The organism is Rhizobacter sp. (assembly GCF_032229685.1).
Lineage (GTDB): Bacteria > Pseudomonadota > Gammaproteobacteria > Burkholderiales > Burkholderiaceae_C > LMDS01.
In genome coordinates this window covers 42478-61186 of record NZ_JAVTWP010000002.1, presented here as the reverse complement: position 1 = coordinate 61186, position 18709 = coordinate 42478, and the positions used below count along the sequence as shown (strand labels likewise).

At 63.3% G+C, this 18709-nt stretch carries 9 protein-coding genes; all 9 read right to left on the bottom strand.

The genetic code is table 11. From position 1 onward, the window contains the following. Positions 1-193 precede the first annotated feature (193 nt). Positions 194-1393, bottom strand: a complete 1200-nt coding sequence (locus AC30PD_RS00720; protein ID WP_489533713.1) for a Wadjet anti-phage system protein JetD domain-containing protein — start codon at positions 1391-1393, stop codon at positions 194-196. Further along, positions 1380-4835 (bottom strand): ATP-binding protein, encoded by a 3456-nt coding sequence (locus tag AC30PD_RS00715; RefSeq protein WP_489533712.1) that lies wholly within the window; start codon positions 4833-4835, stop codon positions 1380-1382. Before AC30PD_RS00715 ends, AC30PD_RS00720 begins: the two co-directional genes overlap by 14 nt. Beyond that, positions 4832-5689 carry a DUF4194 domain-containing protein gene (locus AC30PD_RS00710; protein WP_489533711.1) on the bottom strand — a complete coding sequence of 286 codons (858 nt, stop codon included), beginning with the start codon at positions 5687-5689 and terminating at the stop codon, positions 4832-4834. Before AC30PD_RS00710 ends, AC30PD_RS00715 begins: the two co-directional genes overlap by 4 nt. After that, positions 5676-7157: a DUF3375 domain-containing protein gene (locus tag AC30PD_RS00705; protein ID WP_489533710.1), complete on the bottom strand. Its 1482-nt coding sequence runs from the start codon at positions 7155-7157 to the stop codon at positions 5676-5678. Before AC30PD_RS00705 ends, AC30PD_RS00710 begins: the two co-directional genes overlap by 14 nt. A gap of 108 nt (positions 7158-7265) precedes the next feature. Then, positions 7266-10694, bottom strand: coding sequence for a TM0106 family RecB-like putative nuclease (locus AC30PD_RS00700; protein WP_489533709.1), 3429 nt, complete (start codon positions 10692-10694; stop codon positions 7266-7268). Positions 10695-10700: 6 nt separating this feature from the next. Further along, positions 10701-12248: a hypothetical protein gene (locus AC30PD_RS00695; RefSeq protein WP_489533708.1), complete on the bottom strand. Its 1548-nt coding sequence runs from the start codon at positions 12246-12248 to the stop codon at positions 10701-10703. Positions 12249-12322: 74 nt separating this feature from the next. Next, complete coding sequence (locus tag AC30PD_RS00690) at positions 12323-15583, bottom strand: DEAD/DEAH box helicase (protein ID WP_489533707.1); 3261 nt, start codon at positions 15581-15583, stop codon at positions 12323-12325. Positions 15584-15588: 5 nt separating this feature from the next. Continuing rightward, positions 15589-17406: a phospholipase D family protein gene (locus tag AC30PD_RS00685; protein ID WP_489533706.1), complete on the bottom strand. Its 1818-nt coding sequence runs from the start codon at positions 17404-17406 to the stop codon at positions 15589-15591. Next, complete coding sequence (locus AC30PD_RS00680; RefSeq protein WP_489533705.1) at positions 17403-18620, bottom strand: DUF6361 family protein; 1218 nt, start codon at positions 18618-18620, stop codon at positions 17403-17405. Before AC30PD_RS00680 ends, AC30PD_RS00685 begins: the two co-directional genes overlap by 4 nt. Between the last annotated feature and the right edge of the window lie 89 nt (positions 18621-18709).

The window sequence follows — 18709 nt, the reverse complement described above, 5'->3', positions numbered from 1 at the left end:
CAGCGACACTTCGCTGGTACGAGCTCGTCGGCAGAGAAATTAGTGTCGCTCGCACGGGCTGCTCGCGCCCGCAGCCCGGGCACTCGCAGTCGGATTTGGCAGTGCGGCGCTCTGACCCAGGCTCACCGGTCTCGACGTCCAGGGCCCGCGCAGCGACTCTGCCGTCCGCGGCTCCCTTGCTTCACTGTGCGTCTCACCATCCGGTTTCCACTGCCTGCATGGCCGTGGGCCAGTGGATTCTCTCCTGCTCTAGACGAACACATGAGCCCCAACGCCCGTTCTGTAGATCCGAGAGCAGTTTCGCCTCCGCGGGGGTGAGATGGTCGGTCGGTCTCATATCCTGCGACGCCTCCTCGGTCCACAGGTGGCTGTGCGTTTCGAGCACCGCCTCCGACATCAGCACCGATTTGATGCCCGGAAAGGCTCCACGCGCCCTCGACAGGATGTGCATCCCCCAGGTGTCGATGTCGCCCCAGTAGAGGCAATTGGCCTCTCGGGCCCAGCCAATCTTGTGCAGGGCGGTGACGTTGTTCCCCAACCCCATCGCGACGATCGCGTCCTCCATGTCCGGTACTGCCAGCCCCGTGGCCAAGTTCTCGACGATTAGCAACCTCTTCGGCCGGACATTGAGGACCTGGGCCCATTGCTGCACGGGCATCTGCAGATCCTCGGCGCCACCCAACTGCTGTCGCAGTGCCGGATCCAGCAAGCGCATCCGAATCGTTTCCGGTGGTGAGCGGAGCCCGAGCAGTTGATGCACGTCGCCGATCCTGCCCAGGATCGCCTGAAGCATTGGCACGACCGCACCGATTCGCTTCTCCAACCACTTCGTGTCGATCCCCACGAGTGGAAGCTGGCGGAGGTAGATCCCACTCCCCGGATTTGCCTCGCACCACGCCAGGAAGTCCACCAGGCGTCCGAAGTCGTCGGCACTCCAATCGCTGATCGCGATCGCCGCGCGCGCGCTGTCCTTTTGATCATGCAGTGCCGGATGCCGCTGGCACAGGGTTCGCCACCGATCCTTTAGCGTTTCCCAGTGACGACGCCGGCCGGCACACACTGCAACCGCTTCAGGAGCGTCCAACAGGACCTTCTCGGGCACGGTGACGGTGCCCAGCAAACGCCAGTTCACGGTCCTCCACGCCACCGTCGCGCTGCCGCCTCCTGCCTTGGAGTTGCTCTCAAATGCGGTCCATGCCGACAGCCAGGTCCGCATTGCTGATGGGGCGTGGGCTGCCTCCTTGTCCGACGGGCAGCGCAGCGCCACCGACAGCGGCCACTGCCCTGTCGACGGGTTGAGCAGCCATTCGGTCTGGTACCTATCGAGCTGCCGCCGGCAACCATCGGCGACGTCATCGGGCAGAAGAGCGCCGGCCAGCTCAGCGATCGGCATGCACGCCTCGTTCGACGACCTCTGGCTCCGGTGCGTCTTCCCGCCCGGGGCGCTGCCCTCCGAGCCCGACGAGTCGGCGGTGCGCCATGTCGTACTCGATTGATACCGCTCCAGAGCTGTTACGCAGCTTGTTGCTGAAGACGTGCGCCCCGCCGATGAAAGGCTCAAGCGTTCGTACCGCCTTCATGGGAGTGGCCATCAGCATCTGGAAGCCGAAGTTGTGAAAGATGTTCAGCGTCATCGCCGTGAACTCAGCGTCTGCCTTATCGAAGGCCTCGTCCATCAGCACCGTGCAGAACTGGGGCAGCGGCCGCTCTGTGCCGGCAAGCTGGTAGCGCAGCGCCGCGGCCAGACACGTTGCTGCGAGCTTCTGGCGCTGCCCGCCCGACTTGCCCGCGCCCGACTGGTAGATGTCGAGCACCCGTCCGGCGTCGTCGAACTCCTTGGCGAGGAACTCGACGTGGTGGCGGACATCGAGCACCAGAGATTTCCAGCGCTCGTCCTCGTCCTTGTCGCTGTGCAGGCGCTGGACGATCACGTTCAGCGCGTCGAACTGTTCTTCGCGCTCCTCGCGCGTCGCATCGGGCTTGATGTTGCGTTCGAGGCAAGCCCTTAGGTCGTTCAGGAATGCCGTAACGTCGGGCAGCGAGCGTGGCCTGTCCATGATCCGCAGATAGGTGCCGGTGTTGAACTCCGACTGCGACAGGGCGTCGTTGACGATGTTCATTCGGTCACGGATCTCGTCCTTCTCGGTGATCAGGCGTTGCCGGAGCTTGGCGAGGTGCCGGTCGCTCTGTTCGTTGAGCAGCGTGAAGAACCGTTCCTCGAACCGCGGCAGATCATCGTCCTCGATCTTCGACAGCAGCGCGGCGTAGTCGGGCCAGTCCGCCATCGTATCGCCCATGTCCGCCGAAGCCGCCTTGTGCTCGCGCTTGAACGCCCTGAGCACTTCCTCGAGCTGGTTTTGCGCGCCGATCTTCAGCGCGTTGGATTCGTTGCGCCGGTCCTTCAGCGCGCCCTTTACCCGCTCGCGTCGGTGCTCCAGGGTTTCTAACGTCACGCCGCCACCGAAGAGCGGTTGCAGTTCACCCCCGTCGGTTGGTGGCGTCCTGGACTCGGCGGGAGTGGCGTCACGTTGGCGGACCAGCGCATCGATCTGTGTCTGCGTCTGCGCGTGTTTCTGCTCCTCCACCGCGTGGGCGCCGCGGGCAGCCGACGCGATGGTGTCCTGGCTGGCGATCTGCTCGTCCAGCGCCTTGACTTCCGGGTGCGATTGTTGCGCCGCGGCGATCTGTTCGCCCAGGCGCAGTACATTGCCGGCCACCGAGACCTCGTCGAAATCTTCCCAGATCGCTTGCGATAGTTCCGTCGCCGCGTTCAGCTTCTCCTGCTCCTTCGCCTTCTTCTCCTCGAGCGATGTCAGTCTCAGCTCCGTATCGCTCTTGGTGTTCTGCAGGGTGTGAAGGTCGTTGAGTAGTTCGAGCTTCTTCGCCTCGTTCGAGAAACCGATCGTCCATTCCCGCCGATTGTTGATGTCGCTCCGGTCGTTCTTCTCGTGCCGTGTATGTCCCCGCTTGATCTGCCCTTGCAGGCTCAGTGAGCGGTCGGCCCGCCGGAACTCTTCCGTGGTCTCGGCGCAGACGAAGTCTCCGTACTGCTGCGTGAGCTCGTCGCGCAGCCAGTCGCCATAGTCACCCGCCGCGGTGTCGAGCATGCGCCCTGGTGCCTTGGGGCCGTCGTTGTTGCGTCGCTGGTGCGTGCGCATTCTCAGGTAGAGGATGTGCTGACCGGTGTGGTTCGATTCGAGCCAGTCGACCACATCCCGGTAGTGTTGCTCGGGAACAAGGAACGAGCGCGTGAGCGGCGCGAGTAGTCGCTCGAGCGGGCCTTGCCAGGGCCTGAACTGTTCCGGCACGTCCAGCAGTTCGCCGCCGAACGGGAAGACGGCGGGGTCCAGTCGCAGCGCGTCTGCAATCCGATCACGCTGCTGGACGAGCGGACGTGGCAGGTTCGACTTGCGTAACTCCAACGAAGCCAGGTCATCGAGGATCTCGCGCAGTTGCTTCTCGGCCTCGAAGAGGATCTGGCGTAACTCGAGTTCGCGCGCCGCGTCGGCCTTCTGCAGTCCGCGCTCGCGAATCTGTGCGGCATCGCCGACCCGCTCGCCAAAGTGCCGCGCGTCCTGCGGCTCGGTCCATCCCAGGGTCTTGAGCCAGCCCAGGACGCGCGTTCTCGCGCGCCGCACCTTGTTGAGGAGTTGCTGCTGGGCCTCGAGTTGCGCTTGCAGGCCCGCCACGTTCCCGTCGTCCATGCCGGCCCGCCGGTTCATCAGCCGCTGCAGTTCAGCGTGCTCGCGGTCGGCGGTGCGGTTCAGATCGTCGACCTTCTGTCGCATCCCTTCGAGCTCGACCCGCAGTTCGTCGGCGCGCTCGCCGCGCAGTGTGTACTGCAGATAATCCCGGTGGTGCTCGAGCTGACCGAGGAGCACGTCGGCGCGCTCGACCTTCGTCTGATGCTCGTCGCACAGCAACCGGTGCGCTCGGGCCTTGCGCAGCAGGTCGCGCTGCTCGCGTGCCTCGACGACATCGCGATGGGCCGCGGCCAGGGTGTTGAAGTCGTCGCACAACCCCTTGGCAATGCCGAACGTCTGCGGTTCGTCGAGCATGTTGTCGCGCATGAACGCATTGATGTCCCCCAGGTTCTTCGACGACTGGGTCCGGTGCAGCAAGCGCAGCGCCAGGTCGTGGTCGATTCCCAGGCGCGCCTTGAAGCGCTCTCTGAAGGGCGAGTGTGTGTCGAACGGCGGCGCCAGGTCGGGCAGGTTCTTCGCGAACGAGCGCAGGTTGTAGTCGGCCTGCATGAAGAACGACAGGTCCTTCAGGCTGAACAGACGCTCCACCACCATGAAGCAGCTGCGCACGTCCTTTGCGAGCGTCGACTTCCCCTTGATCCACCACATCCCGACCAGCGTCAGCGTCTGGCCCGTGCCGTTGGCATAAACTTCCGCGACCGCGCTCAAGGTCGAATCCGCCCGCAGGTACTGCGCGGCGATGATGCCCTCTTCCGACTCGTTCGTCGCCCAGGCGCCGCGGATGTAGGTCAGAAGCGTCCGGTCCCGGGTCACCTTGTCGTTGCCACGTGCCGCCGCGTTAAATTCGGAATTCGGAGGCGCCATCAAGGCAGAGTGCGCGTCCAGGATGGTCGACTTGCCCGAGCCGGACGGCCCGACCAACAGGTGGCCGCGCGGCGAGATGTCGAAGACGTGCAGCTTGTTGAACGTGCCCCAGTTCAGGACCTGGATCTGCTTCAGGCGGAACTGCTTTTGTGCGGCCTCGTTGATGTCGCGCTCGGACCACTGCGGGCGCTTGCCATCGCCCACGGTCAGGGGAGTCGTAGGGAGTATCTCTTCGGGGTCGTCGAAGAAGCCCTGTTGGGTATTCAAGTCGGCTCCTCTTCGATATCGTGATCGGTGCCTGCGCTGTCGTAGTGCTGCGCGCCGAGCGCGGCGGTTGCGTCACTGGGGTCGTTCACCGGCGCGCTGATACGCCGATAGGTGCTCAGTAACGCACTCACCTGCTCGTGCGAGAAGACCAGCTTGAGCGCCGGCGACACCTCGAAGCGCTCGCCGCTGCTATTGCGGATCTGGCGCAGAAAGTTGTACTTCTTGGCCTTGTCGATCGCGCCCTCGATCTGCCTGCCGAAGCGGCTCCTGTCGACGTTGTCGCTCGCCTCGTAGGCCTTCAGATGTTCAGTCAACTCCACGCGCGACACGGTCGCCCGTTCGCCGGCGGCGTCCGCCAGCGTCAGCCGCATGCGCAGGAACAGCACAAGCGCCGTGTCCAAGAAAGTCAGACGTACGTCGCGCAGCAGGTGCGGCACGTCGAGCTCGGGCGCGTGAACGGGGCGCGCGAACGCGACCTTCTGATCTGTGTCGATCACCAAGTCCAGGAACACAGCGTGCAGCAGTTGACGCAGGCGCTGTTCGTGGGCGATCAGGATCGGCCACAGTTTGCTGTGGCGTTCGTCGATCGACGGGCCGCGCAGCAGCAGCGCGTAGGCGCGGCGCACGTCGTACGGCAGAGTCGAAGTGTCACCGGCGAACAGCGCCTTCTCCTCGTCAGCCTTCTCGGGCCTGCGGAAATCATCCTCGTCCCCCTCTTCCAGCTGGTCTCCGTCGTCCTCCAGCGAGTCAACACCGCGACTGCCGGCGGTCGGCGTCGACGCCGCCTTGTCGCCGGCCCCGGGCCTGCGGAAGATGGCGGGGTGGCGGCCGCGGCGCTTGCTAATGGAGGTCATGCAGGCAGTCTTTCGTGAAGAGTAGTTGCGCTATGCGGGCCTGGCGCGCGACGCCATCGCGCCCGGTCCACGTGACCAGCTCACGCGGCCGGTAGTCGCGCTCCCGGTCCTCGAGCAAGATGCCGTGCCGCTGGCCGAGCGACATGTAGCCGACGATGGAGGCCAGCCCCTGTGTCACCTCGAACATCCGGGTCAACTCGCCGACGCTGATCTGGCTGTGCTGGCTCAGCGCCAGACGGATGTTGTCCTTGAGCAGCGGGATGTCGATGTCGGCGTTGTCGATCATCTCTCGCATTGCCGCAAGGTCGATCTCCGGTGCCTCGGCGTCGTCGACCGACGTCTCGCCCGGTCGCTGCTGCGGGTCTTCGAGTTCGAGCTGTGCCACCGATCGCAGGCTGCTCGTCGACAACGTGAGGGTGAAGTCCAGCGTCCGCCCGTTGGTCAGTTGGTCCTTCAGCGCCAGCGACTCCGCGATGGTCGCCCGAATCAAACGCTGGATCTGGCGCTGCTCCTGGAACTCGCGGCTCTGCACGAAGGTCTTGAGACTGCGCCCCAGGGTCGCCATGACGTCCTGGACCATGCCGCCTTCGACGAGCAGCACGTCAGTCACCCGGAACAGCCGCCGGCGCTCGTCCATGCTCAACAGCCGCATGAAGGGGCGCGACTCCAGCGCCTCCAGTGCGGCCTTTAGGGCCTCGAACTGCGAGGGGTCCGTCAACAGCCGCCAGAACGCCGAGAACGACTTGCCCTCGTCGCTATCAGCGATCGCGTCGCTGCCGAGAAACACCCTGTCCAGCACCTCGCCGCGCGGTCCCTCGTGCTCCACGAGTTGCCTGCGCAGGTCGCGGTTGAGCCGCTCGAAAGCCTCGCGCACTCGCCTGAAGTCTGCCGCGATCGCTTCGGTCATCGCGACGATGTGGCGTCCGCGCTCGCTGGCGCGGGCAGGCTCCAACGGCGTGACGCCGTGCTTCATGACCTGGCTGATCTCGTTCGTGATGCGGCGCGATTCCTCGTGCAGCGCCTTCAGCCGCGAGGCTGGGTCGGGGTCGGTGTCCGTGGCCAGCCGCAGCATCGAGTCAATCACGACGGCCAAGCCGCTTTCCGTGGCCGCCTGGCGCGGCTCGAGCTGTCCCATCATCATGCGCAGCGCCGGGACCACTTCGGCCGCGAGCTCATAGACCTCCTCGCTGGCCCCTTCAGGGAAGCCTCGGGCCAGCCACTTCGCCTGCACCCACTCACCGATGAGCATCTGCGGCGTCTTGTCGATGTCCTCGCCGCGGACTCGCAGCGCGTCGAGTTCGACCGACAACTTCTCCATAAGGCTGGCCGAACCCAGCTGGGTGGAGGTTTCCGGGAACAGCGACTGCAGCAACGACAGGGTCAACGGCGCCTGCTGCGAAGCGAGCAGCTTCCACATCGGCGCTTCGCGAAGCACCTTCAGTTCGTGTAGAGCCAGAGCTGTCTTCATCGTGCCCAACTCGGCGAACCCGGCCGCCCCATCAACGCCATTTCATCGGGTTCGGTCGAGTCCGCCAATCCAGTTGGTACTCGTGAAGATGCATTGGCCATGGCAAAGTTACGCTAGCCGCCCGGCCTCCGCCACCCAACACAGCGTGTTGACCAGCGCCATCTGCTCAGGGGTGTGGCATTTGATTGCCGTCAGTGCCGGATTGGCGATCACGATCGCCAGGCACTTGGCGCGAGAGACGGCAACATTGAGACGGTTCTTGCTGTACAGGAACTCAAGGTGCCGCGGCAGGTCCTGTTCGCTCGACGTTGTCATCGACACGATGACCAGCTCCGCCTCCTGGCCCTGGAACTTGTCTACCGTGCCAACCCTTGCGTCGGCCGGTAGGCTGCGCTTGAGCAAGTTGACCTGCACGTTGTAGGGCGCCACGACAAGGATGTTGGCGGCCGTCATCGGATGCTCTACGCCTTCCCTGTCGGTGAAGCGCTGGCGCAGTGCACTGGCGTAGATCTCCGCGGCCAACGCCGCCTCCGGCCCGCTGCTCTGTGAGCAGCCTTCGTGCTCGATTGCCGCATGCACGATGCCGGCCGGCCGCAGCAAAGGATGCGCGTCAGGACCGAGCGCCAGGGAGCGGCGTTCGTTGCCATCCTCCGCGTCCAATCTGCCGTCGTACACGGCATCCGAGATGAACCGGCAGACCAGCGGATGCATGCGGTAGCTCGTGGCGAGGAAGATGCCGCGGTCCGGTGCAATCGTTGCGGCGCCGTCCAGGAGCCAGTCCAGCGCCGAGTCGCCCGAACGGCCTGGGTGCACGCCCTGCACCGGCTGGCTCAGCTGCATCTGGTCGCCAAGCAGCACGATGTTCCGGGCGCAGGTGCCAGCGGCGATCAAGTTCGCCAACGCGACCTGGCCGGCCTCGTCGACGAAGAGGACGTCCAGCGCCCGATCAGCGGCAGGGTCGGAGAAGAGCCAGGCCGTTCCTGCCACAAGCTGCGCGTCGGAAGCCCATACGTCGCCGTTCTGGTACAAGTTGACGACGGTGCGGGGTTCCCCGTCGTACTCGGTGCCGGGGCGGTCGCGATTCGCCTTCTTCACGGCCGACACCGCCAGCCAGCGCTCGGCGGCCACCTGCATGACGCCCTTCAGGAGGTGATTGATCGCCTTGTGGCTGTTCGACATGATGCCCACGCGCCGCCCCGCGGCCAGCAGGCCGGCGATCATGCGCGAGCCGGTGTAAGTCTTGCCTGACCCCGGTGGCCCTTGAACGTACAGGCAGGTGCCATCCATGGCCATCGCGGCAGCGAGGCTGCCATCCAGGATCTCCTGTCCGGGAAGGATGATCGCCTCCCCGGGTGACCGACCTTCGAGGCGAGGCGGCTGCCTCCGCAACAGGCGCTTCAACGCAAGGTAGCGGTCGTCGCCGGTGAGCTCGCTGTCGGCGAACCTGAAAAGCGCGTCGACGAGTGCCTTGCTGTTGATCGGCCCGCCCGGTCCGAAACTTACGTGCGCTGGCAGCGGCTGCTTGCTTGGCCCGACCCTGATCGTCACCCGTCGCGACTCTTCGTCGAACTCGATTTTGCCGACAACCTCGGCGGTGTCTGTGCGTGTGCAGTCGTCGCCGCTGGAGAGCTTGGTCTCCTGCTCTGGCGCCAGATAGGTATAGACAGTGGACCGCTTGTCCTGACGCGGCGGATTGGCCGGATCCTGCTGCAGGCCTGCCAGGCACTCCCTGTCCTCAATCAGCTCCTCCTCGTCCCGGTCCATGCGATCGAACAGCGCCCACCAAGTTGGCTTGTCGGCGCGGCGGTGGAAGTCCAGCAACTGGTACGTCAGTTCGGCGGCATGTTGTTCGAAGGACCACTCAGCACGGTTTGCCGGCAATGCGTCGATGAGCCGCTGGCGGTATGGCACCAGCCGAAGCTCGGCTTCCTGGGCCTTCGTCATTGCCGGGGCTTCCCCGCCGGGGACTTCGGCGGCTGGCGCGCCGTTGCCGGTCCTCCACGGCAGGCCCGTCGGCCGTAGCGTCAGCAACCAGTCGCGCAATTGCTGGGTGGACTCGACGTCGTCGCGGTTGTAGTCGGCGATGTCCTGCAGGAGTTGCGCGTTCTGCGTCTCGCGCCAACGCTCGTAGAACACGATGCTCGCGCCAGCGTTCTGGACGTCGCCCGCGCGCGCCGGACGGTAGAAGTGCTCGACGTGCTTGATCGAGTAGCTGGGCTCGGAGATGCGGATTCCCTCGCGTACGACCTTGTACAAGTCCACGAGGGCGCCCTGACGCAGCAGGTTGTCGACCTCCACTTCGCGCGTGGCATGCCAGCTCGCCAGCCGCTTGAGCGCTGTCTCCTCGTAGCTGGCGTAGTGGTAGACGTGGGAGCGGGGATGCTGTTCACGCCACCGGGTGACGAAATCGACGAAGGACTCGAACGCTGTTCTCTCCTCCGTGCGGGAGTGGGCCCAGAACGGCAGGAAGCTCCATGATCCGCTGTCGCGCAACCAGACGCCGAACAGATACTCGAGGCCACCGTCCTCGAGCGGATCACCTTCCATGTCGAAGAACATGTCGCCGGGGTCAGGCGGCGGCAATCGGTGGAAGCCGCGACGCGCCTCGCGGTCGCGCGGCAGCAAGAGGACCTCGCGCTTGCCGGTACGTCGCGCCCGGTCCTGCAGTTCGGCCTGCGATCGCAGCCGCTCCAGGGTGTCAGGGCGCAGGCGCGGGATCGGCGTTCCTGCAGGCAGCGCGGCCAGACGAGCCATCGTGTCGACCCCGGCTACCTGCAGCTTCGCCCACTGGATACGGCTGATGTTGGCCACCTGGCACAGGTGATCATCCGCTATGCGCTGCGCCGCGCAGTGATCTCGCCAATGACACAGGTCGCAGTGCGACGTTGGCAGGGGATAGGTTCCTGGCGTGGCGCCATCGGCCAGGTTTCGAACCCTGGCCTTGAACCGCGCAAGCAGTGAGCGGTAGTAGTGCATGTAGTCGGCACACCGGAACGCGCGTTCCGTCTGGTCGCCCAGTACCACTTGCATCAGCTTCGGTTCTGCCCCCTGCACCGTGGCGAGCAGAGCGCTGTAGAAGGCCAGCTGTACCAGGAACTTTGCCTTGGCCGAGCGCGCGAGCTTGGTGTCGGCCACCTCGTATCGCCAATTGCCGAAGGTCGAGGGCTCGCCGTCGACTCTGCGCAGGAAATCGGCGTGGCCGATAAGCGGTCCCTCGCACAAGGTGGCTTGGTAGATGACCTCCGCGCCCTGGCGCATGGCCTGCAAGGTGCGTGCGACCTTGTCGTCGATGGTGCCGCCGCCGGCCGCGATGTCCACCACCGTCCGCCCCTGCGCTCGCAGTCGCTGCAGGTACGCTCGCTCGTGCTCGTCACCCTTGCGCGCGATCAGTTCGGCAGACTGGTCGGGCACCGATTTGCTGGCGCGCATGTCGGCGTCAGCGAGAGCCTGGAAGTCCAGGACGGTGAGATGCTCGCATTCGAGGTACGCGACCAGATCGGTCGCCGAGAACAAAGTGATGCCGTCGCGCAGTTGCATGGGCGATCAAGCCGGGCTGTCGTCAGTGGCGGCCCGCAGTCGGCCGAGCTGCGTGTCCAGGCCGACCAGGCGCCGGGTGATCTCCTCTTCCATCAGCCGCGCGCGGTTGAGGATCTTCTCGCCGCCACCCACGACGGTACGCGCGGAAGTCTTGATTTCCTCGAAACCGGCGATCTGCTTGCGAATCGCCTCGATGGCCACGTCCATTTCGGCCAGGCTCGCCGCCTCTTCTTCGTCGTGCTGATTGGCGCGGACGCACAGCGCCTTGGCCAGCAGATAGCCGGCTTTCAGTCGCACGTCGGTCGTGGGGTCTTCGGCATCCCAGATGACCACGATGTCCTGGCCCCAACGATGCAGCTCGGGCACGCCGACGGGCGCCGTCCGTGACGAATGGACAAACAGGCACACCGAAGCCGCCCGGTTGCGCCGCGCGACATCGGCTTCTTCCAGCGTTGCCTTCAGCGTGTAGACCCCGCTCTCCTTGGCTTCGACAACGACGGTGGCACCTGGTGTCGCAGAATCCGGGCCCAACGTAACGACGAAGTCGCCGACCTTGCTGCGCGGTATCACCCCGGAGGTATCACCTACGGCATCGAAGATGTCGTCCGCGGCCAAGCAATGCGCCTGCAGCTGCTCGCCCACGCGCTGCTCGAACTCGTTGCCATGAATCGTCGAACGGCGCGCGTCGTCGCGGCGGCTGACGATTCGCTCGAGCATCGACGTTACGCGAAGCTCAAACTCCTGCGAGCGCTTGGTCTGGTCGGTCTCGAAGCGCTCCAGGCGCTGCACGATGCGCGTCAGGCCTGATTCGGGGTTGTCGAGGGAGAACTGGGCGCTGATTTGGCCCTGCGCCTGCTCCACCCGGCCCACTAGGCGCGACAGCGCCGAGTCTTTGTTGTCGAGCGAGAACTCGCCTACTACCGAGGCGACGCGCTCGCCAAGGTTGCGCTCCAGGTCGCCATGGCGGTCTTTGAGTTCGCGTACCAAGCGGCTCAGCGCACTGTCGGGCCGGTCGAGCGAGAACTCGTCGGTGATCGTTTCGCTCTGCTGGAGTAGCGCATTCGACACCTGGCCGCGAATCGCCTCGATGAACGCGTTGCCTTCCTCCGGACTGAGCAGGGACTGCAAGGCGCTGTCGTCGCCAAGGTGCTTGACCAGGAGTTCGTCGAGCGTTCTTCGGGCAGTTTCCACCTGCCCGCCGATCACCGTGGCAAGCTCTCCGTCGTGCCGCAGCAAGCGTTGAATCCGCTCCGTAAAGGCCCCATTGCCGGGGTCGAAGTAGCTGCGCAGCGTCCCGCCGAGGGACTCGTCCAGCAGTTCGCGGTGCTTGTGCAGGCGCTCCTCGAGCGTTCCCAGCAGGCGGTCGCCCTCTTGACGGATAGCGGCACCGTCGACTGTGCCGCGCGCGGCCTTCAGGGACAAGATGCCAATCTTCAGTGCTGTCAACGCCAACTCTTGGCGATCGCGCCCATCGCTAACCTCTGCAAGTGCTGCCGCCGTTTCCGGGTCCGTCACGGGCAAATGCAGGTAGATCGGCTCTACGGTCGCCTTCACGTCTGAAGTCGGATGCGAAGTAGCTAGCAACGTCATATGTACCTCTGCCGCGTCACGTTTTAGACAAGCAAAGGTTATCTGGCGACTAGCTCAAAAACTGAGCCAGCCTCCGGCGGTATGGATTCAGGGCCCCCGATGCGACCCGTTTCGCCAGGCGAGCGCGAAACGACATCTGACGGAGGTGCCAGGCAGATGCGCCATCGTTCGGCGATGGCCGCGGCGCGCCGTTCGCCGATCGCTTGCTCCAGGCAGGCAAGCAAGTCTTCCTGGCGCGGCTGAGCAAAGACCATTCGGTACAGCGCCAGACTGCGCCGAAGTCGGTGATATTTCGACTCGTCCCTGCTCAGCGGGAGCAGCATGACTCGTCGTTCGATCTTGGCGCCGCCATCCAACTCGAGGACCCAGAATGGGACGAGGTCGTTCGAGTCTTTGGGGCGCCCAGCAACTGCGCAACGAAAGACGGCCTCCCAGGGATCGTCGCCGCCGACGACTCCTTCCCGAAGGATGTCCGCGCCATATTGCGCTGCGGCATTCTTCCTGACCGCATAGCCCTTGTATCGATGAACACGACCCTCACGCTGTTCGAGGTCGACCGGGTTTGAGGGCAAGTTCCAGTGAATGACGGAGTGACACCATGGATGAAAGTCCAGGCCTTCCTGTCCGACGGATGTAGATATCAAGACAAACGGCCAAAACGGCGAATTGAAGGCTGCCTGCACCGTCTCCTTGCGAGACACCGCACCCTCCTCGTCGTTCTTTCCCCCAAATCGAAGCGCGAAGTTGCTCCTCAGGCCGGCGCCGAACGGCTCGATTTGAATGCGCCCGTCAGTGGTCGAAACCTCCTCCGGCCGCAGCGTGGCGGTTCGCAATGACATCGCGTCAAACATGGGAGCTGCAAGCGCCGCGAGCGCACTCAATGGATCAGTCCCACCCAGTCCGCAGGACTCGACAAGCACGTGGACATACTCATCCAGTACAGCCTGAAGGTTTCCATCCGCTCCGTACTGAAGAACCCGCTGCCAGTATGAGTCGTCATCGTCGATCGCCTTGAGCAAACCGACGGCGCGCGGCGCGTTGAACTGACTTCTCAGACCCTCCGCAATGCGCGTTGCTGCGCTGAATGCAGTGGGCAAAACGTCCACTGTCAGTGGCCAGTGCCGGGAAAGAGTTCGCAAAGCACAAGTGGCAGGCCCCGCGAGTGCCAACGCTGCCAGAACGTCATACAGATCGGGAGGCACACGCCCAAGCTCGCCAACGTTGCCATCCCAAGACTCCAGCCAATGATCCACATGTGCTTGAAACGCAGACTCAGCATCGTGTTCCTCATCGTCGGTGCCAGAGCGAGCATGCCTCCAGACGTATTCGCACCAACTACGCGAATCTGGGTGACGAGACGCTTCCAAGCGTGTCAGCGCGACCCAGTACCACCGCCTGTCCGCTGGGCCCTGAACGACAGACCGATCGACATGAGACTCAATTGACCCAGCAAGCAGACTTGCCGCACGTTGCCGAACTTGATCAAAGGTGGGCGTAGCCGCGGCCTCCGCAACCAGCTTTAGCGGGTCAATGATTTCAACCAGTGCTCGAGAGGGGAACATCAACATCAATGCGGCCATCCCGCCCAAGCGACCATCACGCTGACGAGAGAACCGCAGGCGTGCAGCAAACCGCTTTGGCATCGCTGCATGGTCGGACCGCACGCCTGATTCCTCGACAATTCGCCTCTCCACCTCATAAGACAGGAGTGCCGCGAGTGCATCGGGCACCACGTTCCAGGCGGAAAAGATCAGATGCTTCGTGACCGACCCTAGGCCGTCGTATGGTCCCGCGGGCTTCCAATACGCCATGGATGGTGGCATCCAAAGCAGCCTCCAAAGCCCCTGTAAATCCAGTTCGCCTTGCAAGGCCCTCAAACGCGGATTTCCTGGATCAAGCCGCTCGTAATTCGCGATCGATGACGGCTGCAGGAGGCTCGCCCGTCCCATTGCGATCAAGTCGCCAATCAAAGAGGCTTTGCGATCCTCATCTACTCGCAGCGCATGCTTGTAGCTGTACTCGCGCATGAAGTTGAGAAGGTATGGACTGGACTTCCAATACTCCAAAGCGTCCGCTTCGCCCAGCCGTTCACCTATGGTTTCCAGCCAGCGAAAGTCACGCAGATCCCGGGCCTCCAACTTCGGCAGCATTAGTCGTTCACCGACCATCGCGTCGGCGCGAATGGTGAATCCGACCCGCTCCGTTCTGCACATGACCGTCCGCAAAGACGATTCGATTCGCGCTTTTGTGCCGCTCAGTGCATCGAGATCTCCTTCGCTCTGCACGCTGAGCAAACCGGTCCGAAACTCCGCAATGTCGTCTTTCAACGCCTGAAGTCTTGCGGCTTCCCCGGGCATGAGAAAGCTCAGAGTACGGAGGAAGTCTGCGTAGTGGTCTTCCTGATCCTCGTCGGACGCGTACATCTTGTATGGCGTGGCCGACAGCAGGAGGACGCGCAAGTCCTGCGAGTAGTTGAACAGTTCGTGTGCCAACTCGGCCGACGGATTCTTGTCTGGGTCGTCGAAGAGCTCTGCGAATCGTTGAAACTCATCAAGAATGACGAGATCCGGCTGCAAGGCCTTCAAGCACGTCTTCGCCAACTCACGCCTTAACGATCCTGTCAGTCGAAGACATCTCTCCGCGTCCGCCTCAGAGATGCTTCTCCTGCGATCGCGATAGATCTCAGCCACAGCATGCAATTCACTGAACAGCTCTGGGCGCTGTGACAACTGCAGTCGGTAGGCGTCGGCAATATCGCCGTCATACGTCAGCGGCGCATCTGCCTCTACGTACCACCCGTCCCCGGCAGTCCCCTTCATGGCGTTCCGAAGTCCCCGAGCGTCAAGTGTCGGAATCTCGCGAAGCATCTGGTATACGAGACGGCGTTCTTCTTTTCGCCCGGTGCGACTGTTCTGCGTAAATGTCGTACCGGGTGTGAAGCTGATGTAGTTGACTGGGTGCGCACGAAGCTGCTCAGTCACCAACGGAAGCAGCGTCAGGCGGGTGGCTCGCGCGAACGACGGCTGCCCTGGCAACATAAGCCGCGCAATGTTTTGCGCCGCGATGTCGGCGTTCGAGCAAACGTAAATCACGTCAATGCGCTCGCCCTTGTCTTTCAGATGCTCGATAGTGCGGGCGATGAGCCCCTTGGCAACCAACGTCTTTCCCAGCCCGACCTCGTCGGCCACAAGAAAGCGTCGAGCCGGGTTATCTGTCGCAAACATCCTGCCGAACGCGTAGTCGACCGTCCGCCTCTGAAAGTCTTTCAGCCCAAGCAGCGCGGCGGATGATTTTCCCATCGCATTCATTGGATGGCCTCTTCCTTCAGCGCCTGCTCGAAGCTCTTCCACATCTCAAGGAATTCCGGTGGCACGATTTCGTCGTGAGCGTCCTCACCCTCCATGGTTAGCCTGGCGATCACCTTGGCAACTTGGATGAGCCTTTGTGGGTCGTGAGCAAACGCCCGCGAGAGCAATTCGAACAGAGGAACTGAATCAAATGCACCGGACCGCCAAGCCGATCGCCACTTCTTGTGCTCGTCTTCGTCAGTTCCGCTCCCGCCGGATTCCCAATCGCCAAGAAGCAGCAAGAGATAACGCACAAAGCCGTCCTTGTTTCGCAATGCCGCGCGAAGGATCTCAAGGTCGCGATCGTCGGGAAAGCCTTGGGTGCGAAGGTCAAGCGCGAAGCTGAGTTCGTGTTCCCCGAGCAGCAAGGCAAAGCCGATGAACGAGGTCAGGTCCTGCTTTGCCACAATGCCTAGCAAGAGCGGTGAGGACCCATCGATGCTCGAGACGTCGATCGCATGCTCGTCCTTGAGGGACAACGGCCAGACTCTCACCGTCGCGCCGTGGCGTTCCACCGCGCCTACGCCGTGAAGGTCCAGTCGCCAACCAGCCTCGGTATGCGCGCAGCGCAAGCAAAGGTCTGCGCCAACGAGTCGCGCGCGCAGATCCTCCAATAGCTTTCGCGCCTGCAACTCTTCGGCCGACTCGGCTGGATCGGAACGAACATACGGCGTCAGCACCGGTCCCAGACCGGCGTCCCCCTGCCAGTCTTCCGGGCGCCCAACCTTGCTGCACCTCCCCACTAGCTCCACCATGAACTCCACGTTGCGGCCGACAACAAGGGCTGCGTCAGTGGCGTTTGCTGAGCCTAAGAACAAGTGTGTGTTCCAACCTCGCTTGCCTATATAGACCTTGGCGTGCAGTCCGCGCAGCGCTCCCGGAAGGTCATCATCTTCATCACCTGACTCCGCGCGATCGTCCAAGACGCAAACACTCTGGAAGCCGCCCGGCACGGGCTCAGCAAGCTTGTCCAGCTCTTCTGGTCGAGCAATCAAGAACAAGGGCGTCGCGGAGAGACCGGCCAATCGTTCAAGGCCGCCCGAGGTGACAAACGGCGACACGACACCCAGCGTGTCCCAAACGCCTCCTGGAGGGCGCGGCAGCCAAGTCTCCAGCTTCCGTCTCGCGCCCAAGACATGGAAATGCATCTCGTCGAATCGACCGGGTAGTTCCCATATGCATCGCATTGCCGTGTCCAACAAGTCCACATGATCCTGCTGTCTGCCCGGTGTCAGGATCTTGTGGCTCATGGACTGGGTTTGCTCGAGGAACGCACGCAATGGCTTGTTCGCTGCGATGGGCTTGCGCCCCACAATGCCCTCCACGTTGAGCGATAGGTCCCACGAGCGGTCGTCGGTGAGATTGCGCGACAGGACGAGTAGTCGCATCTTCGGCGCAGCGGCTGGGTCGGTGGCCGTGAACTTGAGCAGCCAGACCTTTGGATGGAAAGCACCGCCATGGCGCGCCGATACCTCGTGAACCATGCCTTCCAACAAGCCGAGCAGTGAGCTGGCTGCTCGAGGGATTTGCATGCGCCCACGCTGGCAGAACACCGTTAGCTTGCCTGCGGTCCGTCGCAGAGCTTCCAGGATCGGAAGAGGGTCAATCTGGCCTGACCGAGTCTCTGCGGAGCCCAACCAGGCCAAGTGCAAAGGCAGCGCCAGCAGCGTTATGAGATCGAGCGAAAACGTCGTCGCGATGCCGCACTCAAATGAATAGTCTGCGGGGGGTGTCAGTGCGTCAGTGAGCAAGCTGCGCTGTTCCAGGCTGATCATGAGCGTCCCCACCCAAGATGCCACTCGTGCAGGAAGGCGTTGGCGGTCGGCCAGCGATAGTTCAACGGCGCCAGCCCAGCGGCACCACCCCACTGCTTGAGCGCAGCACGATTCGCGAAGCGGGAGCGCGCACCCTTGAGTTTGCGTTCTCGCTGCTCCACCAACTGCCTGGCTGCAACAGACGCTCCAATCTTCCCGCTGTCACCACAAGTCAACGCATGCCAACGCTCGACAAAGCGCTGGGTTTCTGTCGTGATGCTGTGCCCTTTGCCCAAGACCTGAGGCCAGAAATCGGCAAGATTCCACCCCATGCAGCTCGGTGCATCGTCGAGGGCCCACTGAGACAGCTCTTCCTCGTATGTCGCCACCCGATCGTTCCGTGCGTCCAACTCAGCCAATTGAAGGTTGTATAGCAGCGCCGCACCGCGGATCAACGAGTCGAACCGGCGCGCGTTGTCGATGAGGGTGCGGATCCAAAGAGGGAAGTCACCGCACCGAGGGTGCAGCCAGATTCGCTGGGCATCTGTGACCTCGGTATGCCGTGTGAGGTCCAACGCCAACCAGGTGAGCAAAGACTCCGGATGCTCGCGGCGCCAGCGATCCAGCAGAAACTCCGCTTCTTGGCGGGTCAGATCAAGATCGGTTCCGCCCGGGAAAGCCTCTGGACGCAGCTTCACCAAGTGCGGATGCCAGGCTTGGCCAGACGTATCGCCGTCGTGCGCATCATCGTCGTCGCGTCGACGTCGCGACCGAACATGAGCGTGGCGACGATCGGCCTGCGCGAAGTACTGTTGCAGCGTACCGTCGAATCGCCGAAACCCCCACCGTCCTAGGGCGGCCCAATAGACGGAGCTCGGCATCCGCTTCAGCGAGCTGCCGGCCTCGCGGCCAATCACTCCCCAGGCAGTTTCCGGGAGCGAATCGAGCAGTGCAGCGAGAAGGCGATTTTCCGCCTCTCGCGCAGCACCCCCAAACTGTGCGGCAGGTGTTGCCCGGGCATCGAGTTGATCGTATAGCCATGGTATGAAGAAGACATAGCGCAGGCGTGTCTGGATGGTGGACGTTCCCGGGAAGAGTTGGTCCGCGATGGCATCTCGAATCCCACCGATTCCGAGCTCGTCTCGGGACTCTCGCTCTTTGAAGAACGAAAGGATTCTGAGGCTACGCTCGGCGGCAGCGCTATCGTGATCGAGCCAGGTGATCAGGGATGTCACGTCTCATGCCACCCTAGAAGTGGACGACGCTTGCAAGACAAACCCAACAGGCCAATAGTAAGAGGTCATACGAGCATCAAGTCAGGTTA

Coding starts and splice junctions, on each gene's coding strand:
- AC30PD_RS00720 (WP_489533713.1), bottom strand. CDS start 1,393: ATGCCGATCGCTGAGCTGGCCGGCGCTCTTCTGCCCGATGACGTCGCC.
- AC30PD_RS00710 (WP_489533711.1), bottom strand. CDS start 5,689: ATGACCTCCATTAGCAAGCGCCGCGGCCGCCACCCCGCCATCTTCCGC.
- AC30PD_RS00705 (WP_489533710.1), bottom strand. CDS start 7,157: ATGAAGACAGCTCTGGCTCTACACGAACTGAAGGTGCTTCGCGAAGCG.
- AC30PD_RS00700 (WP_489533709.1), bottom strand. CDS start 10,694: ATGCAACTGCGCGACGGCATCACTTTGTTCTCGGCGACCGATCTGGTC.
- AC30PD_RS00690 (WP_489533707.1), bottom strand. CDS start 15,583: ATGGGAAAATCATCCGCCGCGCTGCTTGGGCTGAAAGACTTTCAGAGG.
- AC30PD_RS00685 (WP_489533706.1), bottom strand. CDS start 17,406: ATGATCAGCCTGGAACAGCGCAGCTTGCTCACTGACGCACTGACACCC.